This is a genomic window from Mycolicibacterium sp. P4_G11 (assembly GCF_056555145.1).
The window spans coordinates 574844-599043 of the sequence record NZ_JBFUJW010000005.1; the positions used below are offsets into that span (position 1 = coordinate 574844).

Sequence of the window (24200 nt, forward strand, 5' to 3'; positions counted from 1 at the left end):
GCATTGCATAACTTAAGTTGTCGAGACGTACCCCTCCGCCGGAGCAGGTGACGACGCTCACTCCTTAACGGCAGTGACCAGGCTGTTCGAGGCGATCATGGTTGCTGCTTCCGGATTCGTCGGCACCGGACGCCCGACCGCGCGGAAATAGTCGGCGAGACCGGTGGCCTCCGCGCGCCACCCCCGCGAGCCGAACCAATCGGCCGCCGGCGCGATCTGCTCGTTGTAGATCAGCTTGAAAAAGCCGTCCGCCATCTCGTCCGACGCCGCACGCTTTGCCGCGAACACATCGGCCGGCATCGGCTTGCCCTCTTCGACCGCCACCCAACTGCCGGGCGCTGCCAGCGCATCGATACCGGCGAACAGCTGGCCCTGCGCGGTGGCCGGCAGGTAGATGAGCAAGCCCTCGGCGATCCATGCCGAAGGCTGCGTGGGATCAAAGCCGGCGTCCGTGAGCGCCGTCTGCCAGTCGTCGCGCAGGTCTACGGCGATCTCCCGGCGCTCGGCTTTCGGTTCGTCCCCGATGCCGGCCAGCACCTCGCGCTTGAATTCGAGTACCTGCGGTTGATCCAGTTCATAGATGGTGGTGCCGGCGGGCCAGTCCAGCCGGTAGGCACGCGAGTCCAGACCCGCGGCCAGCAGCACGATCTGGCGCACGCCGGCGGCCGCGGCACTCTGGAAATAGGTGTCGAAGTACTTGGTCCGCGAGCCCTGGAAGTCAATGAACGGTTCGCCGAACTCGGACGTCGCCAAGGGATGCTCCGGGGCCTCGCCGTCCAACACGTCGGCCCACACACCGCCGACCGCGCGCGTGAACACCTCGGCATATTGGTCCACCGCAAGCGGATTGGGCTTTGCCGCTTCCAAGGCCCGCGCCGCTGCGACCATTACCGCAGTCGATCCGACGCTCGTGTTGATGTCCCAGGTGTCATTGTCGGTCCGCACCCGCGCGAGGGTACGCCGACAATCTGACTGCCGACTCAGACCAGACTCAGACCAGCGGACGCCCGGTACGGATACGCCAGTCCAGGTCCCGCAACATCCAGTTGAAGGGGAAACGCCGCAGCGGCCCGGGCAGCACCCGGTTGACCACCTTCACCAGTTTCATCAGCGAGTTGAAGCGCTTCTGCCGCTTGGCATCCCATGGCAACCGCATCTCGTCGCGGAAGCGTTGCGGCAGAAAGCCGGTGGTGAGCAGCAGCGAGAACGCCTCGAACCAGCGCTGCAGCGGCCCCGGGAGTTGCAGCCCCTTCATCCGCACCGCGGCGATCGGATACAGGTAGTCCCGCACCGTGTCATCGATGTGGACCTGGTCCAGCGACTCTTGCCAGTACTTGTCGAACGCCGCCCGGTCGGCCGGCCACATCTCCGGCGTCACCTGCAACGTGGTGCCCATCGTCATGCCCTGCCGGTAGAACTCCTCGGCACTTTCGTCGTCCAGCTCTCCGACGACCATGCGGTATACGTCCAGCGCACCCTTGAACAAGCATGCTGCCACCCAGAGCTGCAGGTTCTTGTCCATGGCGCTGTACTTCACCGGGCTGTCCTCAGTCGAGTAGACCTGCCGGTGCGCCTTGTTCACCGCGCTGCGGTACGCCGCTTTCTGGTCGTCAGATCCGAGGATCGCGACAGCCAGGTACGTGAAGGTGGTGCGGGCCCGCTTGATCGGGTGCAGGTCGGTCCGCCCGCTTTCGACCCGGCTCTCCAGGACGCCGTAGCCGACGCCCGGCCGGGCCAGCTGCATGATCACGTTGGCCGGGCCCGCCAGCAGCGCGGCGCCGACCAACCCGTCGGCGTACTGGACATCGCGACGCACCCGCCGGCCCGGCGCGCACGCATTGACCGGCAGTTCGACCAGATCGACCGTCATTGGTCACTCCTCGCAAAAGTGAGAACGATTGATTCCTGATATTGCCTGCGCCGCGGTGGGGTGTCAAGATGGCGGGGTGCCTCAGGTACGCCCGTACCGCGGGATCGACGCGACAGAACGCCTGGCCCAACGACGGGCCCGGCTGATCGACGCCGGACTGGAGATTCTGGGTGCCGCGCCGCCGGCGCCGGAACTCACCGTCCGAACCATCTGCGGCGGCGCCGGTGTCGCGATGCGCTACTTCTACGAAAGCTTCACCGACAAGGACGTTTTCGTCGAGGCGGTGTACGACCACGTCATCGCCGACCTGGCCGCCACGACCCAGGCGGCGGTGGCCGCAGCGGCACCCGACGAGCAGAGCCGTGCCGGCATGGCCAACATCGTGCACGCGATCGCCGACGACCCCCGGGTCGGCCGGCTGCTGTTCAGCACCCAGCTGTCCAACGAAGTGGTGGCGCGCAAACGCAGTGAGTCGACTGTCTTCTTCGCTGTGCTGCTCGGCCAGTACGCCGGTGACGCCCTGCAGTTGCCCGCCGGGGATCGGCGCCGGGCCAGTACGCATTTCGCGGTCGGCGGCGTCGGGCAGACCTTGAGCGCCTGGCTGGCCGGTGAAATCACCTTCAGCCCAGACGAATTGGTCGATCACCTGGCGCTGCTACTCGATACGCTCGGTAAGCGGGCCGTCCGCCGGTGACCGGGCCACGACTGCGCCGACCCCGGCCGCCGCTGAACCAGCACATCGACTTCTTCGGCTACTGGTCGCATGACGGCGAGGTGTCCGACCGCAGCAGAGCCCTGCCCCGCGGCGCGGCCACCGTCGTGATCGACGTCGGCGGACGGGAGCGGGTCGACTTCTACTCGGCCGACGGGACCACCCGCATGCCGGCGGAACCGGCGTTCCTCACCGGCCCAGGCACCCTGTCGTACGTCACCCGCATCGACCCGGGTGAAGCGGTACTGACCATCCACTTCCGCCCCGGCGGCGCACTCCCGTTCTTCGGAATTCCGTTGGCGGACCTGGAGAATGCCTGCGTCAACCTGACCGACCTCTGGGGCGCCGATGCCGCGCTGCTGCGTGAGCGACTGATCGCGACACCGGCCTGGCCGCGGCGCATCGAGATCGTGGAGGATTTTCTGCTCACCCGGCTGCGGCCGACGCCCCTGACGCTCATGCCCGTGTTGCACGTCGCCGAACATCAACCGTCCCTTCGGGTTTCCGAGGCAGCCGAGCTGACGGGTTTGTCCCCCAAGCGATTGATCGCGACGTTCCGCCACGAGATCGGCCTGACCCCGAAGGCGTATCTACGCGTGCGGCGGCTCCAGTCCGCCCTGCGCCTGCTCGATGCCGGCACCGGCGACGGCGCCGACGTCGCGGCCACGCTCGGGTACTTCGATCAACCCCACTTCGTGCGCGAATTCCGCGGGTTCACGTCGATCACCCCGACGCAGTACGCATCACGGCGCAGTGCGCTACCGAGCCATGTGGGGCTGCCGGGCTGATCGAGCCGCGGCAAAAATATCCAAGCGCCGTGCTCGGCAGACCGGCACCATGGTGGGATGCACGAAGGAGCCAAGGCCGTGGCGAACACCGGCCTGCTGGTCGCCGCCATCCGCGCCGACGAATCCCGCCGTACTGACAGGCTTTTCACCGATCCGTTCGCCGAACGCCTGGCAGGCGAGACCGGCCACCGGCTGCTCGCCGAGGCCGTCGCCGAAGCCGGAGACCGGCCGACCCGCCAGATCGTGGTGCGCACCCGGTTCTGGGACGAGGCCCTGCTCCGCGCCACGCAGTCGGTCCGCCAGGTCGTCATTCTCGCGGCGGGTATGGATGCCCGCGCGTTCCGGCTGCCGTGGCCCGCCGGCACCACGGTCTACGAACTGGACCAACCCGAGGTGATCGCCGCCAAGGCCGCGGCGCTCGAGGGCGAGCAGCCGTCGTGCACGCGGGTGGCCATCGGCGCCGACCTCACCGGCGACTGGACAGACAGCCTGCGTTCCAACGGCTTTGACGCCCGCCGGCCGACGGCGTGGCTGATCGAAGGGCTGCTGCAATACCTCGACGAAGCCGCGGTCGGCACGGTATTCGCACGGGTCGACGCGCTATCGGCGCCGGGTTCGGTGCTGCTGTACGACATCGTCGGCAGAACGCTGCTGGACGCGCAGCTGTTGGCAGCGGTGCGACAGTCGATGGCGCGCAACGGCGCACCGTGGCTGTTCGGCACCGACCAGCCGGGCGAACTCGCCGAGCACCACGGCTGGTCGGCGGTGGTCACCGACGTGGCCGAGCCGGGCAATGCCTGGGGCCGGTGGTTCGCACCAGCCGTCCCCATGGACGTGCCCGACGTGCCACGCGGCTACTTCGTGGAAGCGACGAAGTAACCGCGCCTTAGCCGTGATGTCAGGTGAGGTGGTCGAATTCACCGCTGACATGGCGGATATGCGCGTCGGCGGAACGGTGGACGACGTCCTTGGCATCGTGATCGATCTCGTCGCCACCAAGGGTGTAGAGCCGGTCGTATTCGTAGGCATCAAGGCGGTCGACGATGCGTCGCACCACTGCCGCCGATAACGGCAGGTGCTTGGGGTACATGCGCTGGAACGACACCCAATCCTTGGCAAGACCACCGGAGATGGTGTCACCGACGAGCAGGGTGCCGTCCGCGGTCAACGCCACGGCGCTGCCCCGCATGTGACCACCCACGTGCACCAGCCGCACTCCCGGCAGCGGCTCCATCTCCCCGTCCCAGTATTCGATGACCGGGTCGGCGACGGGAACCCATTCTTGGTCACGAGCATTCACGTAGACCGGGACGCCACCGAATGCCTTGCTCCAGGACAGCTGGGCGCCGAACATGTGGGGGTGACTCGCTGCGATCGCCGCGATCCCGCCGAGTGCCTTCACCAGACCGACGATCGAATCGTCCAAATAGGCCGGCGCGTCCCACAGCATGTTCCCGGCCGCGGTCTGTACCAGATATGACCGGTGCCCGATCGCGAACCGAGGTGCCCTGCGCAGGCTGTGCACTCCTCGACCATGGTCGACGTATTCAGTCTGATGCGGCTGCGCGGCAAGAAGTTCCAGAGTCGTCCAGGTGCCGTGCGATGGCAGATGACCGCACTCCTCGATGGGAACAACCTCAGCGGTGAAAACGCAACTGTTCTCGGGAGGCCGCGCTTCGGTGTCGGCGTGCTCGACTCCACATCCATCGCAAATCCAAGTAGGCATGCACCAAGCCTGCAACCTCAACCATAGTTGAGATCAAGGCGCATTGGCCGCGGTTCCCATGGACGTGCCCGACCTAACACCCGCGGCGCGAGAGTTCTGCCAGCCAGGGATGGCCCGGTCGCCATGGTGCGGTTCGCGGAACCCATCAAGGCGATAGTGCCCGGTCGCCGGTTCGCGCAACCAGGTCTGATGCATGTCGTCCGCCTCTTCGGCGGGCGTCCAGGCCTGCCAGAGCCGGTCGCATTCCTCGGCCGACAGCAAGCGTCCGGTCATCGGCTAACGCCCTTCACCGAGCGTGGGGGATCTTGAGACGACACGCCGCTCGGACGATCGGCAGCCCACACGCTCGACGTAGCAAGTCAGACCGGTGCCACAGCGGGCCGCCGGTCGGCCGCGGTCCGCGGCTCGGTCACCGTATCGGCCGAGGTGAATTCCTTGGTCCAGCAGGCGAACTCCAACGTGATGCCGTCGGGGTCCTGGAAGTAGAACGACCGCACGTACACGCCGGGATGCACCGACGGTGACGCCTGCATGGGGCTCTCGTCGTGATTGAGCACCGGGCCGACCCGGACACCCTTCTCCTTCAGCCGTTTCCGGTACTCGTCGAATTTTTCGGCGGGCACGTGAAAGGCCAAGTGGTTCAACGAACCAACGGCACTCATGAACTCCCCGATCCCGGGCAGCGCCGCCGGCTGTGAGATGCCCGGCGCACCGTCGGGCGCCTGGGTGAACCAGAAGAACGCTACGCAGTCCCCGTTGCCGGCGTCGAAGAAGAAATGCTGCCCCATGCCACCTGGCAGATCGACCGACTTCACCAGCGGCATGCCCAGTACGCCCGAGTAGAAGTCGACCGTCCGCGCCATGTCCGCACAGACCAGGGCGACATGGTTGATGCCACCCAGCTCGAATTCAGTGTTGCGGTTGTCCGGCTTGATCATCGTGCCACTCCTGACGCCAGGGTCTGGTCAATCACCGAATCTGAATCTAACATCAGGTTCAGGTTTGATCAATGACGTTTCGAAAGGTAGCCACCGTGACCGTCGCGCCACGCGAGCAGCTCCCCACCGTGCGGGGCCGCCAGACGCAGGCGGCCATCGACAACGCCGCCCGCGCCGTCATCGCCCGAAAAGGCATTCTGGCGACCACCATTTCGGACATCGCGGCCGAAGCCGGCCGGTCCACCGCGTCGTTCTACAACTACTACGACTCAAAAGAAGCGATGGTCCGTGAATGGGCGGAGCGCTTCCGCGACGAGGCCCGCGATCGGGCGCTGGCCGGCACCGGTCCCGAGCTGACCAACTGGGAACGCTCCCATCAGGCCGCTGCCGCGCACTGGGACACCTACCGGCACCGGTTGGCCGAGGTCATCGGCATCTCTCAATTGGCAATGGTCAACGACGATTTCGCGCAGTGCTGGGCCGAAATCTGCGAACTGCCCATCTCGCTGATCATGGCGATGGTCAAACATGCTCAGCAACAAGGCTTCTGCCCCGACGATGAACCACGCCTCGTCGCGGTGGCTCTGGTATCGATGTTGAACCAGTTCTGCTATACCCAATTGTCAGGCGATGGCGCCACCACCGCAGACGACGACGCCTGCGTCACCACCCTGGCCAACATCTTCTACCGGACCATCTACCACGAGGGGAATCCGCGTACATGAACAAACCCGGAAGTTCGTCCGCCGCGGGAGTCACCCGAGAGTTCATCGGGATGGATTCGCCGACCGCGCTGCGCGCCGGGTCCGGTGGACATCCCTGCCAGGGCATCTACTACCGGGGCATGGGCCGCAAGCCCAAGGTGGCGATGATCGCCGCGCACTACCAGATCGACTTCGCCGAGCACTATCTCGCCGATTACATGGCTACCCGGGGTATCGGGTTCCTCGGCTGGAACACCCGATTCCGCGGCTACGAGTCCAGCTTCCTGCTCGATCACGCGCTCGTGGACATCGGTGTCGGGGTGCGCTGGCTGCGCGAGGTGGCCGGCGTGGAAACCGTTATTCTGCTGGGCAATTCGGGGGGCGGATCGCTGATGGCCGCCTACCAGGCCCAGGCGCTGTCCCCGCACATCACCCCGCTGGACGGCATGCGCCCGGCCGCGGGCGTCTTCGACCTGCTGCCCGCCGACGGCTACATCTCCAGCGCCGCCCATCCCGGCCGACCGGACGTACTCACCAATTGGATGGACGGCTCGGTGACCGACGAATCCGACGCACTGGCAACCGATCCCGATCTCGACCCCTACGCCGAGCACAACGGCCCGCCCTTCTCCCCCGAATTCGTCCAGCGCTACCGCGATGCACAGGTCGCCCGCAACCACGCGATCACCGACTGGGTGGAAACCGAGTACGCACGCGTCCGCGCCGCAGGATTCCGGGACCGCCCGTTCACCGTCATGCGGACCTGGGCCGACCTGCGCATGATCGACCCCACCCTCGAACCCACCAAACGCCCGGCCAATCAGTGCTACGCGGGCGTCCCCGTCCAGGCCAACCGGTCGGCCAACGGCATCGCCGCCGCCTGCACGCTGCGTAGCTGGCTGACCATGTGGAGCCTGCGGCACGCCCAGACCCGGGCCGAGCCACACCTGGCCCTCATCGACAACCCCGCGCTGGTGATCAACGCCGAGCAGGATTCGGGCGTGTATCCCTCTGACGCACAACGCATCTTCGATGCGCTGGCCACCACGGACAAGACGCTGCACGCCATCGACTCCGACCACTACTTCACCACCCCGGGCGCCCGCAGCGAGCAGGCCGATCTCATCGCCAAATGGATCGCCAAGAGATGGCGGTGACGCCACCCGTTCGGGTACTGGCGCACTTCACCCCCGGCCCGCGAGTCACCGATTTCCTTGCCCCACTGCACGATCTGATCGACGTACGATTCTGCGCGGCCGACGACGACACCACGTTCTACCGGGAACTGCCCGACGCTGATGTGCTCTGGCACGTCCTGCGGCCGGTCAGCGCCGATGACCTGGCACAGGGCCGCCGGCTCAAGCTCGTCCACAAGATGGGCGCGGGCGTCAACACCATCGACGTCGAGGCGGCGACGCGACTCGGAATCGCGGTGGCCAACATGCCCGGCGCCAACGCCCCCTCGGTCGCCGAGGGCGCGGTGATGCTGATGCTGGCGGCACTGCGGCGGCTCCCGGAACTCGACCGCGCCACCCGCGCCGGCGATGGCTGGCCGACCGACCCGACCCTCGGCGAGACGGTGCGGGACCTGGGCAGCTGCACCGTCGGCCTGATCGGCTACGGCAACATCGCCAAGCGCGTGGAGACCATCGTCACCGCGATGGGCGCGACCGTCGTGCACACCCATACCCGTGGCGCACAAGGCCACCCCGGCTGGCGGGCGCTCCCTGACCTGCTCGCCACCAGCGACGTCGTCTCGCTGCACCTGCCGCTCACCGAGCACACCGAAGGACTGCTCGACGCCGACGCACTGGCGGGGATGAAACCGGGTGCGGTCCTGGTCAACACGTCACGCGGCGCGGTCATCGACGAAGCCGCGCTGATCTCCGCCCTGCGCGGCGGGTCATTGCAGGCCGCCGGCCTCGACGTCTTCGCGACCGAGCCCGTCGATCCGAGCAACCCGCTGCTGGCGCTCGACAACGTCGTCGTCAGCCCGCACGTCACCTGGTACACCGCTGACACGATGCGCCGCTACCTGGAAGAAGCCGTCGCCAACTGCGAGCGACTCGCCATCGGACACCAGCTGGCCAACGTAGTGAACGAAGTCAACCTCTAGACACCCGTCAAGTGGGTTACTCTCGAAACCAACCGACCAGTTATTTGGTCGGGTGCGCCGAACCACGCCCATAGCCGGTCACAGGAGGCAACGATGCCCATCGCGATCATGTCCGAGCACAACGATCTGGCCGATTCGGTCCGATCCCTGGTGGCGCGCGTCGCGCCGTCCGAGGTGCTGCACGAGGCCCTCGAGACCCCGATCAGTAACCCGCCGCCCTACTGGGGCGCGGCCGCAGACCAGGGCTTGCAGGGCCTACACCTGTCAGAAGCCGTTGGCGGACAAGGCTTTGGCATCCTCGAGCTCGCGATCACCCTGGCCGAGTTCGGCTACGGCGCCGTCCCCGGACCGTTCGTCCCCTCGGCCATTGCCAGTGCCCTGATCGCCGCGCACGACCCGAAGTCGCCCCTGCTACCCGGCCTGGCCTCCGGCGAGACCATCGCCGCCTACGCCTTGGCCTCGGACCTGACCGCCACCACCCAGGGCGACGGACTCGTCGTCAGCGGCGACATCCGTGCCGTCCCCGCCGCGGCGCAAGCCGCACTGCTGGTCGTCCCCGTCGACGGCGGCGCTCAGTGGGTGGTACTCGATACCGCGACGCTGCAGATCGACCCGGTCCAGACCGTCGACCCGCTGCACCCGGCGGCCCAGGTGCGCGCCGCCGGCGTCACGGTCGGTGCCGACCGGGTGCTCAGCGGACTGACACCGGCGCATGCCCGGGCCCTGATCACCACGCTGCTGTCGGCCGAATGTGTCGGTGTCGCGCGGTGGGCCACCGACACCGCCGCCGAGTACGCGAAGATTCGTGAACAGTTCGGCCGGCCGATCGGTCAGTTCCAGGCCATCAAACACAAGTGCGCCAACATGATTGCCGAAACCGAGCGTGCCACCGGTGCGGTCTGGGACGCCGCCCGCGCACTCGATGAGCACGCATCGGGCGACGCCGACTCCGACTACCAGTTCGCCGCCGCCGTGGCCGCCACCCTGGCGCCCGTCGCCGCCCAGCACTGCGCACAGGACTGCATCCAGGTGCACGGCGGCATCGGCTTCACCTGGGAGCACGACACCAACGTCTACTACCGGCACGCCATCGCACTGGTCGCCGGGTTCGGCCGCGCCGCCGACCACCCACGGCAGGTGGTGGACCTGGCCACGACCTCCGGCATGCGGTCCATCGACATCGACCTCGATCCGGACACCGAGAAGCTGCGCGCCGAGATACGCGCGGAAGTGGCTGCGCTGAAAGCGCTTCCGAGCGGGCCGGAACGCAACACCGCGATCGCCGAAGGCGGTTGGGTGCAACCGCACCTGCCGACGCCGTGGGGCCGGGCCGCCGCGCCGATCGAGCAGATCATCATCGCCCAGGAGTTCAGCACCGGAAAGGTGCGGCGCCCCCAGATGGGTATCGCGGCCTGGATCATCCCGTCGATCGTGGCGTTCGGCACCAGCAAGCAGCAGCAGGATTTCCTGCCGCCGACGTTCCGCGGCGACATGATCTGGTGTCAGCTGTTCTCCGAGCCGGGTGCCGGCAGTGACCTGGCCAGCCTGACCACCAAGGCCGTCAAGGTCGACGGCGGCTGGCGCATCACCGGCCAGAAGATCTGGACGACGGGGGCCCAGTTCTCCGCCTGGGGCGCCCTGCTGGCCAGGACGGACCCGAGCGCGCCGAAGCATCAGGGCATCACGTACTTCCTACTCGACATGAAGAGTCCCGGCGTCGAGGTCAAGCCGCTGCGCGAACTCACCGGCAACGCGATGTTCAACACCGTCTTCATCGACGACGTGTTCGTGCCCGACGACATGGTGCTCGGCGAGGTGAACCGCGGCTGGGAGGTCAGCCGGAACACCCTGACCAACGAGCGGGTGTCGATCGGCAGCAGTGAACCGCCCTTCCTGGCCAGTCTCGAACAGTTCGTGGAGTTCCTGCGCGCCGGCGAGTTCGACGAGCTGCAACGTCACGAGGCCGGCAAGCTGATCGCCGAGGGCCACGCGGCCAAACTGCTCAACATGCGGTCGACGCTGCTGACCCTCGCCGGTGGCGATCCCATGCCGGCCGCCGCGATCTCCAAGCTGCTGTCCATGAAGACCGGTCAGGGTTACGCGGAGTTCGGGGTCGCGTCATTCGGCAGCGACGCGGTCATCGGCGATACGCAACAGCCCTCGGGCCGGTGGGACGAGTACCTGTTGGCCGGCCGCGCGACGACCATCTACGGCGGCACCTCCGAAGTGCAGCTGAACATCATCGCCGAACGGCTGCTGGGCCTGCCCCGCGACCCGTAACCGTTTCTCGCGAAGAGTCGTGAAAACCCCCATTTTCGAGCGGAGATGGGGGTTTTCCCGACTGTTGAGGACTACTGCCCCGGTGTACCGTTGACGTAGACGGAAGCATATTTGGTGGTGATGATCATGACCACACACGAGCTGAGGACACCGGCGTCGCGCGTGCTGCGACTGGTGTCCATCGGGGCCATCGCGATCGCATTCACGGTCCTCCCGACGGCGTTACGCAGCCCGGCCACAACGCTGCAGGCGGGCGGTGACCCGTGCGTGAACGGCGTCGTCCCGTGGAACCCGTACGTCGTGAACTGCAACCTGCCCGTGCGGAACATACCCAAGGTGCGCGGCGCGGCTCCCGACGCGGGTGCCATCATCGCGTGCCACGACAAGCCCGGCTGCCTGTCCTGGTACGTCAACGGTAACTAGAGGTCCATCTCCCGCAGCGCACGCTTGAGGATCTTGCCCGTCGGGTTACGCGGCAACTCGTCGAGGAAGACGACCTCGCGCGGAACCTTGTAGCGCGCCAAGTGATCTCGGACGTAGGTCTTGATGTCGTCCTCGCTGACCGTCGCGCCATCGGTCGTGACGACGAACGCCCGCAGGCGCGCGCCGAAGTCCTTGTCGTCGACACCGATCGCGGTCGCCTCCACCACCTCGGGGTGCCCGCTGATCAGATCCTCTACCTCGGCGGGGAAAACGTTCTCACCGCCGGAGACGATCATCTCGTCGTCCCGGCCACTGACGTACAGGAGTCCGCGCTCGTCGAAGTAGCCGACGTCGCCCGACGACAGCATGCCGTCGATGATCTCCTTGCCACCGCCGCCGGTGTACCCCTCGAACGGGAAGGTGGTGCCGACGAAGATGCGCCCGACGCTGCCCTGCGGCAGCTCCTTGCCGTTGTCGTCGAAGATCTTCACGCGGACGCCCTTGACCACCGGGCCGACCGTCGCCGGGTTGATCGACAGGTCTTGCGGGCGGGCGATGGTGGCGAACGAGATCTCGGTCGACCCGTACAGGTTGTAGATCACCGGGCCCAGATCCTTGAGTGCCCGCGTCGCCAGCTCGGACCCGAGCTGCGAACCCGAGATGAAGACGATGCGCAGGCTCGACAGGTTCGGCTTCGGCGACGTCTTGTCGAGTTCGTCGAGAATGCGCGACAACATCACCGGCACCACCACCATGGCGGTGACCTGGTGGCGTTCGATATCGGCGAGCACGGTCGCCGGCTTGAACCGGCGGCGCAACACCAGGGTGCTGCCGAGCAGCATGGCAATGGTCGAATGCAGGTACCCCAGCGCGTGGAACATCGGCGCGGGCAGACTGGTCACCTCGCCGGATTTGAACGGCACCGAGGACAGCACACCACCCACCGGGGCCAGCGATGGCGGGGCACTTCGATTGGCGCCCTTGGGAGTTCCCGTCGTGCCACTGGTCAAGATGATGATGGAAGCGGACTTCGCGACCTTCGGCGGCGCGAGGCTGCTGGTGCGAGCGATGACGTCGGCCAGTGATTCGTCGACGCTGCCCGACGGCTCCGGCTTGTCCGGGTTGTGGCCCAGCGCCCGCAGCTTGCCCAACGGCGGCTCCGAAAGCGCGACGGCGTCGGCGTATTCGTCGTCGTAGATGATCAGCTGAGCGCCCTCGCGCTCGGAGACCTCTTTGATCTGCGGACCCGAGAACTCGGTGTTGAGCAGGATGATTCGCGCACCGACACGCGCCGCGCCGTACACCGACACCAGGAACCACCGGTGGTTGCGGGCCAGGATCGCGACGCCTTCGCCGGCCTGAACGCCCTTGGCGCGCAACGCGTTGGCCGTCGCGTTCACGGCGTCGTCGAACTCCTGGAAGGTGATGTCGCCGTCGTCGTCGATGACGGCGGTGCGGTGCGGAGTGCGGCGCGCATTGAGCGCCGGGACCATGCCGATCTCACCCCAGCGGACGATGTCGGCCAGCATGGCCGCCATGTGCTGCGGCGACTCGAGCTTGAGGGCGCCCGCCTCGAACATCTTCCTGGCGTAGTGGAGTTCGGCGGCGCCGCGGTCGACGTATTTACCGACCGACTTCTCCAAAGTTTCCTGAACCTTGTTTGCCACCTGCGACGGGAGGTCAGTCAGCTTCGCCATGAGCCAACCATATGTGACACCCCGGGTAACGCGGCCGGAACTCCCGCCCCAATTATCGGGCCGATTACGCTTGTCCACATGGGTGACTCGCGGTCCCTCGAGGTAGGCGGACGCGAGGTTGCCGTGAGCAACCCGGACAAGGTGATCTTCCCGGAACCCGGGGTGACCAAGCTCGACCTGGTCAACTACTACCTGTCCGTCGCCGACGGCGCGCTGCGCGGCGTGGCCCGGCGGCCCATGATCCTGAAGCGGTTCGTGAAAGGCATTGCCCAGGAAGCGATCTTCCAGAAGCGGGCGCCAGAGAAACGGCCGGACTGGATCGAGGTGGCCGAGCTCAAATACGCCTCCGGCACCTCAGCGAAAGAAGCCGTGATCGACGAGGCCGCCGGGCTGGTCTGGGCGGTGAGCCTGGGTTGCATCGACTTCAACCCGCATCCGGTCCGGGCCGACGACCTGGAGCACCCGGACGAACTGCGCGTCGATCTGGACCCGATGCCGGGTGTCGAGTGGCCGCAGATCGTCGACGTCGCCATCGTGGTGCGCGATGTGCTCACCGACTACGGGCTGACGGCATGGCCCAAGACCTCCGGCTCGCGGGGTTTCCACATCTATGCCCGGATCCAGCGGAACTGGTCGTACAAGGAGGTGCGGTTGGCCGCCCAGACGGTGGCCCGCGAGGTGGAGCGACGCGCACCCGACCTGGCGACCAGCCGATGGTGGAAAGAGGAACGCCAGGGCGTGTTCGTCGACTTCAACCAGAACGCCAAGGACCGCACGGTCGCGTCGGCGTACTCGGTGCGGTCGCGGCCCGATGCCCGGGTCTCGACACCGCTGTTCTGGGACGAGGTCCCGGGCTGCCGTCCCGAGGAATTCACCGTGGCGACGGTGCCCGGCCGGTACGCGCAATTCGGCGACCCGTGGGCCGGGATGGACGCCGCTGCAGGCGGTCTGGAGGGATTGCTGGCGCTGGCCGACGAACTGGGTCCGATGCCCAAGGCGGAGAAACCAGAGGGCGGCGCGACGGCCGACGGGCGGCGCGCGTCGCAGATGCCGCTCATCGAGGTTGCCCGCACCAAGACCCGTGACGAGGCGATGGCCGCCCTCGAGGTGTGGCGGTCCCGTCATCCCGAAGCGGCATCTGCCCTGGAAGCCATCGATGTTCTGGTCGACGGCATGCGTGGACCCAGCTCGATCTGGTACCGCATCCGGATCAACCTGCAGCATGTGCCGGAGCAGTTGCGGCCGCCGCAGGAGCCGCTCATCGCCGACTATTCGCCGTGGGTGGGCTATCAGGGCAACCAGTGGCGCCGTCCGTGAGCGTTACCCCGCCGAGACCATGTTTGCTAGCTGGAGCCATCAGACTTCTTAGCGATGATTTAGGACTTACTCCCCGGTACCTTAACTTGGGCACATAACTTCGATCTTGAGCCGAAGAAACGACACAGCAGTCGGGCGTTCGGCAACATCGAAGGGAGGCATCACATGGCTATGGTCACCAGCGACTCGGCATCGACAGCCGCTTTCCGCTATGGCAATCCGGCGGTCGCCTGCGGCGACGCCGAGGTGCGCGCCCAGTGCCGCCAACTGGCGACGGTACTCACCGTCACCGGAGTCATCGACGAATCCGATGTGGACCTGGTAGCAGCGCAGGCACGGCGCTGCGTCCTTCCCGAGAAGCCGTTCATCCTGGACCTGAGCGGGGTCACCTCGTTCGCAGTGTCCTGTGTCGAACTGCTCGACAAGGTCAACGACAGCTGCATCGCAGCAGGTAATGAGTGGTCCCTGATCGCATCCCAGCCGGTTTCGACCGCACTGCTGGCCTGCGGCGCAGAGTCCGCCTTCCCGACCGCAACCTCCGTCTCCGAAGCGCTGCACCATTTCTCGGACAGCATGTACGAGCGCCGTCGGTTGCTGCCGTTCCTCACCAAGAAGTCCGCGTAAGACAGGAACTGAACATGTTGATCGATCTCCGCTGGCTGAGTGCCCTGCTCCACCACCACCGTCGTAAGACGCATCTCGCGACGCCGGCTTTCTGACACCTTCGACCTCCAACACGGTGCCGACACCAATCCTGGTGTCGGCACCGTGTTTTTGCGTGCGCGTCGCCTATGCGAAGTCGACGCGCACGATCACGCTGTCGTCCCAGACATTCCGGTTCCGTGCCTTGCGCCACTTCTCGCGCCACGGAAGACCGGCGTGCACCTGCGTCACGCCCGGAATTCTGATGAGCGGCACCAGATTCCACTGCCACCCATAGCGTCGGTGCAGCACGCGATTCGCGGCAGCCGCATCCACACCGTCGAGGATCGTCGCCGTGCCGGTGAATACGGTTGCGCCGCTGAGTTTTCGGCCGCGATAGTCACAGGCGGTCAGCTCCACCTGCGGATGCGCCCGCAGGCGTGCGGTTTTCGGTCCGCGCTTGGTCCGGAACATGACGGAGTTGCCCGCAGCGGCGAACCACATCGGGGTATCGACCGGCTCGCCACTTTTCCGGTAGCTCCGGAGCAGTGCGTACCGGGTCCTGCTCAACTCGCTGATGTCTGATCGCTGTGCGTTGGTAGCCATGCACACAGTCAACGACTTAGAGTTGGCTCCAAGTCAAGCCCGATCCAGGAGTGTCATGGCCACGTTCACCATCGGCGAAGTGTCGGCGCGCACCGACGTCGCCGCGACGACGCTGCGGTACTACGAACAGATCGGTCTGATCCCCGCACCGGCGCGGGTCGGCGGCCAGCGCCGCTACGACGGCGCCGTCGTCGATCGGCTCAACGTCATCCGGGTGTGCAAGACCGCCGGGTTCTCCCTGGACGAGATCCTCTTGCTGTTCGCCGACGACGCCCCCGGCCGGCCCTCGACGCGCGCACTGGCCACGGCCAAGCTCGCCGAGATCGACACCAAGATCGCCGAATTACATCTCGCCCGGGCGATCGTCGAGTGGGGTCTCCAGTGCACCTGCCCGTCGATCGACGCCTGCAGTTGCGGCATTCACCCCGCCAAGCCCTGGGACTCCCAGACTGCCGCCGGCTGATTCCGTCAGTGCCCGCTCGAGCGGGCTCCACCGACTTCCGCGGGCAATGGCGGCGGAAGTGGAGTGGTCGGCACGGGCGCGGGAGCTCCGGTGACCGGTGCGGGTGGCGTGCCCGCCGGCGCGGGCGCCGCGGCGGCAGTGCCGGTCAGCGGCCCGCCGCTGCGGTAAAAGGTCATGGGCTCGGACCTGATCGATTGTGAACCCGCGCTGATATCAAGCGATTTGGCGCTCACGACGTAGGTGATGCCGTCACTCGTCGCGGTGTAGCCGCCGTTGCCATCAGCGGTGGCGGAGACGATCAGCTTCGCACCGTCACTGATGCGCACGCCGCGGTACTGATACTGACCGCCGGCGCTCTTGCAGATGGCCACCCGCGACGAGGCGGTGCTCCCGAAAGCCACCGCGGTATCGCCGGTCGGGCAGCGGGCTGTCGAGTCGACGAACCCCTGCGCGTCCGTGGCGGGATCGGCCGACGCCGCCGGACTCCCGGCCAGCACCAGCGTCGCACCCGTCAGGGTTGCAGCCAGGAGCCCCGCGGCACGGAATGTGAAGTCGGACATCGTCACCACCACATCACACCGCGACCCGTTCGGCGAGCGCCCACACCGCGTCCCGGCAAACCGATTGCCCGTCGTAATCTCCGGGCCTGGATGAATTCTTGGAAAACTTCAGCTTGATTTATTTACCCGGGCAGGCAAATTGTGCACGTATCGGCAGGTCAGACGGCCGACGAGTGAATTTTCTCAGCTAGAGGCGAGTGCTGGTATCCGCTACCTTCAGACCGCCTAATTCCGTTCTGTTTCACTGAATCCGGGGTCCATCATGCAAATCGCTGTTCGGCACAACGCACTGCCTTCGTCTCTCGTTGCCGGAATGTGCTCGGTGTGCATCGTCGCCTCGGTCGGAGCCGTGGCGCCGCTGCCCGCACCGCAGGCCGTGCCCGCGGCGGCACACTCTGCCGTGACGACCGTCTCCACCTACGCGGAGAAGTACTACCTGACTGCCTTCCCGGCAGACCTGCTGCAGCTGATCTCGCTGCCGTTCACGACGTACCAGACGTTCGTGAACAACCTCATCGCCGGCCCCAACGAGTTCATCAAGGCCTTCAACACGCTCAACGCCGCGATCTACGCCCAGACGGTCGGCCCGTTCGTCGCCCAGCTGATCCAGGGCCCGAACGCGATCATCAACAACCTCAACGCGATCAACAAGGCGATCCACGCCGCGACGCTGCTCCCCATCGTCAACACCCTGATCGCGGCGCCGAACGCCATCATCAAGGGCATCAACGCCATCAACGCGTCGTTCTTCAACGGCACGACGGCAAAGATCCCGGTGCTCATCACCACGGCGATCAACACCGCGATCGCCGCGTTGCAGAACCTGAGCACCTTGCCCGCCACCATCATCAAGGGGATCAGCGCCCTGCCGGGCGCGCTCATCGCCGGACTGAACGCCCTGCCGGGCGCCATCCTGTCCGGATTCCCCCTGGCCGCAACGCCGTTGGCCGCCACCACCTCGTTGAAGACTCTGTCCGCGGCCACGGTTGTGCCCACGACCCAGCCGTTGTCTCTGACGGTCAAACCCGCAGCGGCAGAGGCGGATACGCCGAGTGTTTCGGCCAAGACGTCGCCCGTGTCCAGCACGCCGGACAAGACGCCCGCCGCCACCGACACCGGGAAGACGACGGAGAGCACCGGCTCCGGCGCCACCACTGACAGCCCGACCGAGGCCAAGGACACGACCAAGCCCGCCGGCAAGACCGACGAGAAGTCGGACACCAAGGGCACCGACACCAAGGGCACCGACGCCAAGGACACCGAGACCAAGGGCGCCGACAAGCCGGACACCAAGTCCGACACGAAGTCCGACACGAAGTCGGACAGCAAGTCGGGCACCGACAAGTCGACCGCCGACAAGTCCACGAAGGCGGACTCGAGCAAGTCCAAGAAGACCGACAAGTCCACCTCGAAGGGCGGCAAGCACAGCGCTCCCGACGGTGCCAGCGGTTCGGTCTCCGTGCCCGCGGGTTCGACCGGCGGCAAGCACCGTGCGCCCGACGGCGGCAGCTCGTCGCACAGCTCGAGCAGCAGCAGCAGCAGCAGCCACGACAGCTAGCACGTAGCACAACAACATTGAGGGCTGTGGCTTCGAAAAGCCACAGCCCTCAATGCATTCCCGCCCACGTTCGGTGGACGGGGTCAGACGTCAGTAACCAGGAATCGCCGGCACGACCGGAGACGAAGCCAGCTGCAACGGCGCCTGCGCCGCAGGTGCCAGCAGGCCCGGCGCGGGCGCCGTGACCGCCGGCAGGGTGGCCAGACCAGGCGCGGGAGCCAGTGGCGCGGTCGCCGTACCGAGCACACCAGGAACCGGTGCCGTCGCGGCCCCCAACGTTCCCGGCAGCGGCGCCGTCACCGCACCCAACGTTCCCGGCACCGGAGCCGTGGCCGCGCCCAAGACGCTCGATACGGGAGTCGTAGCCGCGCCCAGCGTGCCCGGAACCGCGCCCAGGGTGCCCGGAAGCGCCCCGGTGGCGCCCGACAGGTCTGGCAGCCCGACAGAGGGCAGCCCCGGCGGTGCCACCGGCAGGCCGCCGTTCATCAACGCCGGGATGTTCCCGTTGGCCAGCGCCGTCATGAAGGCGGGGCACTGAGTCTGGATCGCGACCTGCGTGGCGAACCCGGCCAGCGGCGGCGCGATGCCGCCGTTGCCACTCATCTGAGTTGCCGTGCTGGCCATCTGGCTGCCGGGCTGCACGAGCAGCGGGCAGATCGAGGTACCCACTTCGGCGATCGCATTGCTGACGGGCCCGTTGTTGCCGATGCCGACATCATTGAGCGCGTCATGGACGACGTCGGCCTGGGCGCGCGGCCCCCACATGAGAGCCGCGGCGACGATCGCCCCGGCCACCACGACAGGCCGCAGCACCGCGGCAGATGTCGCGATGACATCCACGGAGCCGACCTGTGTCCTTCCGGTCTTCGGCCGGCCCGGGCGGGCAGCCACCGATCGCCTGCGGTACGTCACTTCAGTCGTTGCGGTCATCAGCACGCTCCCTGTTCCTGAGTGCTCGGCGCCACATTGGGCACTGATTTCACTTCGGTAACGGTGGGCTACAAATGTCACAAATACAACACGGACCGATAACCGTTCGAACCCTATGCGTTTCGCTACGTTGATCTCTGAGACCGGACTGAAATTCTGTCCCCTTTTCTTATGGGGGCTTCAACTCAATAACACCAGTAGTCACATTTGCCTCATTAGCACCTTCCGGCACAATTTGGAAGAGGCGTCAATACTCGGCCAGATGCAGGCTTTCGGGCGTTCCACCAGAACCCGGTTGACCCACCACCGAGCGCCGAACACACCCCACATCAATTGACGCCGGAGTAGGGCCTTACTTTGTTCATAGGTAATGGTCAGACGGGTGTGACATACTGCACTCTGGTCAGAAAAGGGGAGGTGATCTCCGCGTGATGCCCCACGCGCGGCTCGCCGCCGCCTCCAGCCTCCTCGCCGCAGGCTGCCTGGCATTCCTTCCCGAAGCCGCCGTCGCATTCGCGCTTCCGTCCTCTGACTCCGACACCAGCAGTAGTAGCTCAACGACGGGGACGACGGGCACCAGCTCAACCACTGGCACCACCGGCACCACTACGGGCACGTCCACTGGCGGCACCACCGGCAGCTCGGACACGTCGACGACGACCGGCACCGGCACGACGTCGACGACCAGCGGATCCTCGACCACCACGGGCTCCACCACGGGCAGCAGCTCGTCGTCGAGTCTGCCGAACACCTTGGGCGGCATGGTCGGTCAGTTCACCCGCATCATCCAGCACCCGGCCAGCATCATCGGCGGCGCACCACTCACCGGCATCATCCCCGGCGTCAAGCCCAACCAGAACGCCCCGCAGCTGACGCCTGGCGCCACATCGACGTTCGCCGCGTCGGCCCCCGCGCCGACGAACATCGCGGCGCCGCAACCGTCTGCCGCCCTGGCGCCGGAGCCGGCCAAGACCACCGAGGACACCACCGCCGCGGCCGCACCCAAGCCCCCGCTGGCGCAACTCCCACTGATGGCCGCCCAGGTTCCGTTGACGGCGCTCGACCTGGTCAAGACCACCCTCCCGACAGTCGTCGAAGCCGTGCCGATTCCAGGTCTCGCCGCACTGCCGGCCTTCGCCGATGCCCTGATCAACCCCATCGAGAGCACCGTCCGAGACCTGGCGGCAGCCGCGTCCGACCTGCCGTTCCTGCAGTATGAGCCGGGCATGCCCCTCATCCAGTCGCCGCTGGACAACCGGACTCTCCAGCAGAACGCGCCCCAGATTCCGAAAACCTTTGCCGCAAGCACTGATTCGGTACCGCGCGACGTCTCGCCCGGTGCTCCGGGCACACCCGTCAAGCCAGTCCCGCCGATCCAGCCCCGCAACGTCTTCGCCGCCGAGAGCCACCTCGTCGCATCGACGGACTTCCGGCCGGGCTATCCGGACTACCTGCGGGCCGCGGGACTCAGCGAGGTCGCGGCGGTCGCCGTCCCCGGGTTCGCCGGCATCATCACCCTCACCGCCGCCGGCGGCTTGGTCGGATACCGGCAGGCCCGCGCCACCTCATCGGCACCCAGTCGCGCCCAGCGGTTCGTCAACTAGGCCCAGCCCAGGTCGACGGCAGCATCGGCGTACGCACCACATCGCGTAACACCGTCGCCCGCGGGCCAACCAAACCGCGCGCCGAGACATCTAGTCCCGCATCGTGATTGGTTCCGATGACGTCGGGCTCTGCCGGCGTGCCAGGCAGAGTCATCCGACCATCGGCCGCCATTGTTTCGTGCCGGTATTGCCGCGCTTTCCGGCGCCGGCGGGCCGCACGGCGCTCGGCCACGGCCACGCTCGCCGCCACCGGTTCCTGAGCCGGGGCGGATGCCACCTGGGTGGCCGAACCACGCACCGTCGGCGCGGAACCCTCCCCGTCCGGGCCGACACCCACGGCGTACAGGTACGGCACGTCGGGCACAGGAGCCATCGGCGCGGCCGGCGATGACGGAGCCGGCGCCGAACCGGTTTGCGGCGCGGCCGATGACGTCATGCCCGCCGGCGTCGTTCCGGCCGCCGGCCAATCACTGCGATCCTGAATGTCGTTGTGGCCCAATGCAGGTGATTCGGCAACCGGACCCGGGATTACGTCCGTGGCCGGCTCGGCCGGCGGAACACCGCTCGCTGCCGCGGCCGCGGCAGCAGCGGCTGCCGGCGCGGGCACCGCGGCGAACGGGCCGAAATAGATGAGCGGATCCAGCACGGAGTAGGTGAGGATGCTGAAGAGTTTGGCGTTCACCGCGGCCGCCGCGCCGTCCAACGCTTGAGTCGCGATGCTGCGCAACGGTTCCGGCAGCTCACGGGCCCACTCGGCCAGCGCATTGACGAGTTTTCGCACCTGCTCGACCACAATGCCCGCGGGATCACGGAACGTGAATTGACCGGAACCCGACGTCGCCGACGCGGCGCGGGCCGAAGCGCCAGAATCAGCGGACAGGATGGCCGGAGCCGGCGCTGCGGTCGGCGACGACTGCACACTCACCGCGGACACGCCCTCGTACACCCGCATGGTGGCAGCCGCCTGCAACCACATCCGGCCGTAGTCGGCTTCGTTCAGCGCGATCGGAATGGTATTGAGGCCAAGGAAGTTCGTCGCGAGCAAGCTGGTGTGGACGGCATGGTTGGCAGCGAGTTCGGCCAGCGTCGGCATGCCCGCGACGGCGACGGTATAGGCGGCGACGACGGTGTCGTGCTGCTGGGCGATCAGCTCGGCGACGGCACCCATCGAAGTCAGCCAGTGACAGAACGGCTGATGGGCAGCCACGTACTGCTCGGCAGTCGAGCCGTCCCACACCCCGCCCTGGACCGCCGCCAGGATGCCCGTCAATTGCGTTGCCGCATCAGCATATTGGGCAGCCAATCCACGCCACGCAGCGCCGGCCGCCAACAACGAACCGGGCCCCGGCCCGGTCGCGAGCATCGCCGAACTCACCTCCGGCGGCAGCGTCTCCCATATCGTCGACACATAATTTAGGCTAACCTAAGTTCAGCCGCTCAGGTTGGCCACCTCGGTGCGCCCAAGGGGATTTCCGCCGAGGATCGCCCCGGGACATCCGCCGACCGGTAAGAATTGGGTTCGACCGGAATAACCCGGCTTCCTCAATCCGTTGGGAACTGACGTGACCGAACATGAACTGAGCCCCACCGACTGGGTCCGCAAGCAGACCGAACAGATTCTGGCGCAGGGCACCACCGATGGCGTGCACATCCTCGATCGGCCGGTGGTCCTGTTCACCACCACCGGAGCCAAGTCCGGCAAGAAGCGTCTGGTGCCGTTGATGCGGGTCGAGCACGACGGCCGTTACGCCCTGGTGGCGTCCAAGGGCGGCGCCCCGGAGCACCCGTCGTGGTACCACAACGTCAAGGCCAACCCGCGGATCACGGCGCAGGACGGCGAGACGGTCGTGGAGCTGACCACCCGCGAGCTCGAGGGCGACGAACGCCAGGAGTGGTGGGACCGGGCAGTTGAGGCCTACCCGCCCTACGCCGAGTATCAGACCAAGACCGACCGTCTGATCCCGGTCTTCATCGCCGAATAATTTCCCGCTCCCCGATCGGCAGTAACCGACGCGCGGACTGCAACAAGATGCGATGGAGTTCGCCGTCGGGAATGTCCTGCAATTCGGGGTCCATCGCGCTGCCGTAGACGCCCGAGATCACCAGCGACATGGTCACCCTGGTCTCGGTGTCTGCGCCGTCCAGTCCGAGCACGCTGCGTAGCCGCCGATTGATGGCGCTGCACTCCTCGTGGGAGTTGACCAGGGTGTCGATGGCCGGGTCGCGATAGAAGACTGCCGTCACGCGCCGGTGCCGGACCGCGAGCTCGACGAACCCGGTGATCGCGGCCTCCTGCCGGGCCGGCCCTCTCTCTTCGGCCTCGATCGCGGTGGCCAGCTGATCGAGGTCGGCGAACACCGGCCGGATAACGGCGAGCACGATGTCGTCCTTGGAGTGGAACTGGTAGTACACGGAGGCCTTGCTGACCCCCATGTGATCGGCGATCATCTGCAGCGATGTGCCGTTCACGCCGTGGTCCGCAAACAACGCCAGGGCAGCTTCGATCACCCGCGTACGCGCTGATCCGCGCGGCCCCACCGATTTGGCCAATCCCCGCTCCCTGTTCACCGCCGACCGGGTGGTCGCCGTGTAGCCCTGGTCACCGCCATCACGGCGACGTCACGTGCGTCACACGGGATGCCCCGATGTGCGCACCGACCTGCATCAATTCAATCGCTTAACTTGTCTAAGTTTACCTTGGTGGATACTCTGAGTCTGCCGATCGGCAGACTGAATGTGACACAGCCGGCGGCGCCGCACAAACCGTGCGCAGCGCCCCAGGTCACGCAATCCGCCAAGGCATGTCGAGCAATCGAGGAACGGGGAGGTCAGCATGACCAAGGAGATCGCTGCATGATCGGCACTGCGCTCAAGAAGGCGTGGATCCCGCTGCTCATCCTCGCCGTGGCCCTCGTCGCCGGTTTCACCGTGCAACGCGTGCGCGGCTACTTCGGCCAGAACCCCGTCATCGTCACCCCACGCAACTTCGCCGACGACGCCAAACCGTTCAAGCCTAAGGTCGTCACCTACGAGATCACCGGCGAACCCGGCGCCTACGCCGACATCAACTACCTCGACCTGGACGCCAAGCCGCAGCGCGTCGACCACGCCACGCTGCCCTGGAAACTCGTCCTGTCCACCACCGCACCGGCAGCGTCGCCCAACATCGTCGCCCAAGGCGACGGTGACTCCATCACCTGCACCGTCCACGTCGACGACGAACTCAAAGACACCCGCACCTCCACGGGCGTGCACGCCCAGACCTT

General features: G+C 66.7%; 26 protein-coding genes. 15 read left to right on the forward strand and 11 right to left on the reverse strand.

The genetic code is table 11. The features are described from left to right. Positions 1-57: 57 nt before the first annotated feature. A complete protein-coding gene (locus AC1U2B_RS14130; RefSeq protein WP_480217268.1) occupies positions 58-945 on the reverse strand; it encodes a class I SAM-dependent methyltransferase in 888 nt (295 codons plus the stop codon). A 46-nt stretch (positions 946-991) separates the two neighbouring features. Next, a complete protein-coding gene (locus AC1U2B_RS14135; RefSeq protein WP_480217269.1) occupies positions 992-1870 on the reverse strand; it encodes an oxygenase MpaB family protein in 879 nt (292 codons plus the stop codon). A 76-nt stretch (positions 1871-1946) separates the two neighbouring features. Here AC1U2B_RS14135 and AC1U2B_RS14140 point away from each other — a divergent pair, with 76 nt between their 5' ends. Genes AC1U2B_RS14140 through AC1U2B_RS14150 form a run of 3 tightly spaced genes read left to right on the forward strand, consistent with a single transcriptional unit; the run spans position 1947 to position 4249 of the window. Then, on the forward strand, positions 1947-2564 hold the full coding sequence (locus AC1U2B_RS14140) for a TetR/AcrR family transcriptional regulator (RefSeq protein WP_480217270.1): 618 nt from the start codon (positions 1947-1949) through the stop codon (positions 2562-2564). Next, complete coding sequence (locus tag AC1U2B_RS14145) at positions 2561-3370, forward strand: helix-turn-helix domain-containing protein (protein WP_480217271.1); 810 nt, start codon at positions 2561-2563, stop codon at positions 3368-3370. The genes AC1U2B_RS14140 and AC1U2B_RS14145 overlap by 4 nt, the downstream gene beginning before the upstream one ends. 57 nt (positions 3371-3427) lie before the next feature. Next, positions 3428-4249: an SAM-dependent methyltransferase gene (locus tag AC1U2B_RS14150; protein WP_480217272.1), complete on the forward strand. Its 822-nt coding sequence runs from the start codon at positions 3428-3430 to the stop codon at positions 4247-4249. Positions 4250-4268: 19 nt separating this feature from the next. On the opposite strand, the gene AC1U2B_RS14155 is transcribed toward AC1U2B_RS14150, so the two are convergent. The 3 genes from AC1U2B_RS14155 to AC1U2B_RS14165 all read right to left on the reverse strand — a co-directional run bounded on the left by AC1U2B_RS14155 (position 4269) and on the right by AC1U2B_RS14165 (position 6034). Then, entirely contained in the window at positions 4269-5096 is an 828-nt protein-coding gene (locus AC1U2B_RS14155; RefSeq protein ID WP_480217273.1) for an MBL fold metallo-hydrolase, read from the reverse strand. A gap of 33 nt (positions 5097-5129) precedes the next feature. Continuing rightward, positions 5130-5369, reverse strand: a complete 240-nt coding sequence (locus AC1U2B_RS14160) for a hypothetical protein (protein ID WP_480217274.1) — start codon at positions 5367-5369, stop codon at positions 5130-5132. An 86-nt stretch (positions 5370-5455) separates the two neighbouring features. Further along, on the reverse strand, positions 5456-6034 hold the full coding sequence (locus tag AC1U2B_RS14165) for a VOC family protein (RefSeq protein WP_480217275.1): 579 nt from the start codon (positions 6032-6034) through the stop codon (positions 5456-5458). A 95-nt stretch (positions 6035-6129) separates the two neighbouring features. On the opposite strand from AC1U2B_RS14165, the gene AC1U2B_RS14170 reads away from it, so the two are divergent. The 5 genes from AC1U2B_RS14170 (at position 6130) to AC1U2B_RS14190 (ending at position 11557) form a co-directional block, all read left to right on the forward strand. Continuing rightward, complete coding sequence (locus AC1U2B_RS14170; protein ID WP_418006070.1) at positions 6130-6759, forward strand: TetR/AcrR family transcriptional regulator; 630 nt, start codon at positions 6130-6132, stop codon at positions 6757-6759. Continuing rightward, complete coding sequence (locus tag AC1U2B_RS14175; protein ID WP_043390003.1) at positions 6756-7895, forward strand: alpha/beta hydrolase; 1140 nt, start codon at positions 6756-6758, stop codon at positions 7893-7895. The genes AC1U2B_RS14170 and AC1U2B_RS14175 overlap by 4 nt, the downstream gene beginning before the upstream one ends. Continuing rightward, entirely contained in the window at positions 7871-8854 is a 984-nt protein-coding gene (locus tag AC1U2B_RS14180; protein WP_480217276.1) for a 2-hydroxyacid dehydrogenase, read from the forward strand. Before AC1U2B_RS14175 ends, AC1U2B_RS14180 begins: the two co-directional genes overlap by 25 nt. A gap of 93 nt (positions 8855-8947) precedes the next feature. Next, entirely contained in the window at positions 8948-11134 is a 2187-nt protein-coding gene (locus AC1U2B_RS14185) for an acyl-CoA dehydrogenase family protein (protein WP_480217277.1), read from the forward strand. A gap of 126 nt (positions 11135-11260) precedes the next feature. Beyond that, entirely contained in the window at positions 11261-11557 is a 297-nt protein-coding gene (locus AC1U2B_RS14190) for a hypothetical protein (protein WP_480217278.1), read from the forward strand. Here the strand turns inward: AC1U2B_RS14190 and fadD2 are convergent. Then, positions 11554-13254: a long-chain-fatty-acid--CoA ligase FadD2 gene (fadD2, locus tag AC1U2B_RS14195; protein WP_480217279.1), complete on the reverse strand. Its 1701-nt coding sequence runs from the start codon at positions 13252-13254 to the stop codon at positions 11554-11556. The genes AC1U2B_RS14190 and fadD2 overlap by 4 nt on opposite strands. Before the next feature lie 78 nt (positions 13255-13332). Between fadD2 and ligD the strand changes: the two genes are divergently transcribed. Both ligD and AC1U2B_RS14205 read left to right on the forward strand, forming a co-directional pair. Next, on the forward strand, positions 13333-14571 hold the full coding sequence (ligD, locus tag AC1U2B_RS14200; protein ID WP_480217280.1) for a non-homologous end-joining DNA ligase: 1239 nt from the start codon (positions 13333-13335) through the stop codon (positions 14569-14571). 165 nt (positions 14572-14736) lie between these two features. Further along, positions 14737-15195: an STAS domain-containing protein gene (locus tag AC1U2B_RS14205; RefSeq protein WP_043389992.1), complete on the forward strand. Its 459-nt coding sequence runs from the start codon at positions 14737-14739 to the stop codon at positions 15193-15195. A 165-nt stretch (positions 15196-15360) separates the two neighbouring features. On the opposite strand, the gene AC1U2B_RS14210 is transcribed toward AC1U2B_RS14205, so the two are convergent. After that, positions 15361-15819: a PPOX class F420-dependent oxidoreductase gene (locus AC1U2B_RS14210; RefSeq protein WP_043985881.1), complete on the reverse strand. Its 459-nt coding sequence runs from the start codon at positions 15817-15819 to the stop codon at positions 15361-15363. A 55-nt stretch (positions 15820-15874) separates the two neighbouring features. Here AC1U2B_RS14210 and AC1U2B_RS14215 point away from each other — a divergent pair, with 55 nt between their 5' ends. Then, the gene (locus AC1U2B_RS14215; RefSeq protein ID WP_480217281.1) at positions 15875-16282 is read left to right on the forward strand and encodes a MerR family transcriptional regulator; all 408 of its coding nucleotides are present in this window, start codon (positions 15875-15877) and stop codon (positions 16280-16282) included. 5 nt (positions 16283-16287) lie between these two features. Here AC1U2B_RS14215 and AC1U2B_RS14220 read toward each other — a convergent pair whose 3' ends face one another. Then, positions 16288-16842, reverse strand: a complete 555-nt coding sequence (locus tag AC1U2B_RS14220; RefSeq protein WP_480217282.1) for a hypothetical protein — start codon at positions 16840-16842, stop codon at positions 16288-16290. 262 nt (positions 16843-17104) lie between these two features. On the opposite strand from AC1U2B_RS14220, the gene AC1U2B_RS14225 reads away from it, so the two are divergent. Next, positions 17105-18400 (forward strand): hypothetical protein, encoded by a 1296-nt coding sequence (locus tag AC1U2B_RS14225; protein ID WP_480217283.1) that lies wholly within the window; start codon positions 17105-17107, stop codon positions 18398-18400. Positions 18401-18490: 90 nt separating this feature from the next. On the opposite strand, the gene AC1U2B_RS14230 is transcribed toward AC1U2B_RS14225, so the two are convergent. Next, entirely contained in the window at positions 18491-19330 is an 840-nt protein-coding gene (locus tag AC1U2B_RS14230) for a hypothetical protein (protein ID WP_480217284.1), read from the reverse strand. 428 nt (positions 19331-19758) lie between these two features. Between AC1U2B_RS14230 and AC1U2B_RS14235 the strand changes: the two genes are divergently transcribed. Continuing rightward, positions 19759-20934: a hypothetical protein gene (locus AC1U2B_RS14235; protein WP_480217285.1), complete on the forward strand. Its 1176-nt coding sequence runs from the start codon at positions 19759-19761 to the stop codon at positions 20932-20934. On the opposite strand, the gene AC1U2B_RS14240 is transcribed toward AC1U2B_RS14235, so the two are convergent. Next, positions 20927-22342: a PPE family protein gene (locus AC1U2B_RS14240; RefSeq protein ID WP_480217286.1), complete on the reverse strand. Its 1416-nt coding sequence runs from the start codon at positions 22340-22342 to the stop codon at positions 20927-20929. The genes AC1U2B_RS14235 and AC1U2B_RS14240 overlap by 8 nt on opposite strands. Before the next feature lie 154 nt (positions 22343-22496). Here AC1U2B_RS14240 and AC1U2B_RS14245 point away from each other — a divergent pair, with 154 nt between their 5' ends. Then, positions 22497-22916, forward strand: a complete 420-nt coding sequence (locus AC1U2B_RS14245) for a nitroreductase family deazaflavin-dependent oxidoreductase (RefSeq protein WP_043389975.1) — start codon at positions 22497-22499, stop codon at positions 22914-22916. Here AC1U2B_RS14245 and AC1U2B_RS14250 read toward each other — a convergent pair. Further along, complete coding sequence (locus tag AC1U2B_RS14250; protein ID WP_480217287.1) at positions 22903-23502, reverse strand: TetR/AcrR family transcriptional regulator; 600 nt, start codon at positions 23500-23502, stop codon at positions 22903-22905. The two genes, AC1U2B_RS14245 and AC1U2B_RS14250, sit on opposite strands and share 14 nt — an antisense overlap. Before the next feature lie 285 nt (positions 23503-23787). Between AC1U2B_RS14250 and AC1U2B_RS14255 the strand changes: the two genes are divergently transcribed. Next, positions 23788-24200, forward strand: a 413-nt coding sequence (locus AC1U2B_RS14255) for an MmpS family transport accessory protein (protein ID WP_480217288.1), incomplete at its 3' end; no start/stop codon positions are given.

Coding starts and splice junctions, on each gene's coding strand:
- AC1U2B_RS14185 (WP_480217277.1), top strand. CDS start 8,948: ATGCCCATCGCGATCATGTCCGAGCACAACGATCTGGCCGATTCGGTC.
- AC1U2B_RS14180 (WP_480217276.1), top strand. CDS start 7,871: ATGGATCGCCAAGAGATGGCGGTGACGCCACCCGTTCGGGTACTGGCG.
- AC1U2B_RS14165 (WP_480217275.1), bottom strand. CDS start 6,034: ATGATCAAGCCGGACAACCGCAACACTGAATTCGAGCTGGGTGGCATC.
- AC1U2B_RS14210 (WP_043985881.1), bottom strand. CDS start 15,819: ATGGCTACCAACGCACAGCGATCAGACATCAGCGAGTTGAGCAGGACC.
- AC1U2B_RS14220 (WP_480217282.1), bottom strand. CDS start 16,842: ATGTCCGACTTCACATTCCGTGCCGCGGGGCTCCTGGCTGCAACCCTG.
- AC1U2B_RS14190 (WP_480217278.1), top strand. CDS start 11,261: ATGACCACACACGAGCTGAGGACACCGGCGTCGCGCGTGCTGCGACTG.
- ligD (WP_480217280.1), top strand. CDS start 13,333: ATGGGTGACTCGCGGTCCCTCGAGGTAGGCGGACGCGAGGTTGCCGTG.
- AC1U2B_RS14160 (WP_480217274.1), bottom strand. CDS start 5,369: ATGACCGGACGCTTGCTGTCGGCCGAGGAATGCGACCGGCTCTGGCAG.
- AC1U2B_RS14135 (WP_480217269.1), bottom strand. CDS start 1,870: ATGACGGTCGATCTGGTCGAACTGCCGGTCAATGCGTGCGCGCCGGGC.
- AC1U2B_RS14150 (WP_480217272.1), top strand. CDS start 3,428: ATGCACGAAGGAGCCAAGGCCGTGGCGAACACCGGCCTGCTGGTCGCC.
- AC1U2B_RS14155 (WP_480217273.1), bottom strand. CDS start 5,096: ATGCCTACTTGGATTTGCGATGGATGTGGAGTCGAGCACGCCGACACC.
- fadD2 (WP_480217279.1), bottom strand. CDS start 13,254: ATGGCGAAGCTGACTGACCTCCCGTCGCAGGTGGCAAACAAGGTTCAG.
- AC1U2B_RS14225 (WP_480217283.1), top strand. CDS start 17,105: ATGCAAATCGCTGTTCGGCACAACGCACTGCCTTCGTCTCTCGTTGCC.
- AC1U2B_RS14205 (WP_043389992.1), top strand. CDS start 14,737: ATGGCTATGGTCACCAGCGACTCGGCATCGACAGCCGCTTTCCGCTAT.
- AC1U2B_RS14215 (WP_480217281.1), top strand. CDS start 15,875: ATGGCCACGTTCACCATCGGCGAAGTGTCGGCGCGCACCGACGTCGCC.
- AC1U2B_RS14175 (WP_043390003.1), top strand. CDS start 6,756: ATGAACAAACCCGGAAGTTCGTCCGCCGCGGGAGTCACCCGAGAGTTC.
- AC1U2B_RS14230 (WP_480217284.1), bottom strand. CDS start 19,330: ATGACCGCAACGACTGAAGTGACGTACCGCAGGCGATCGGTGGCTGCC.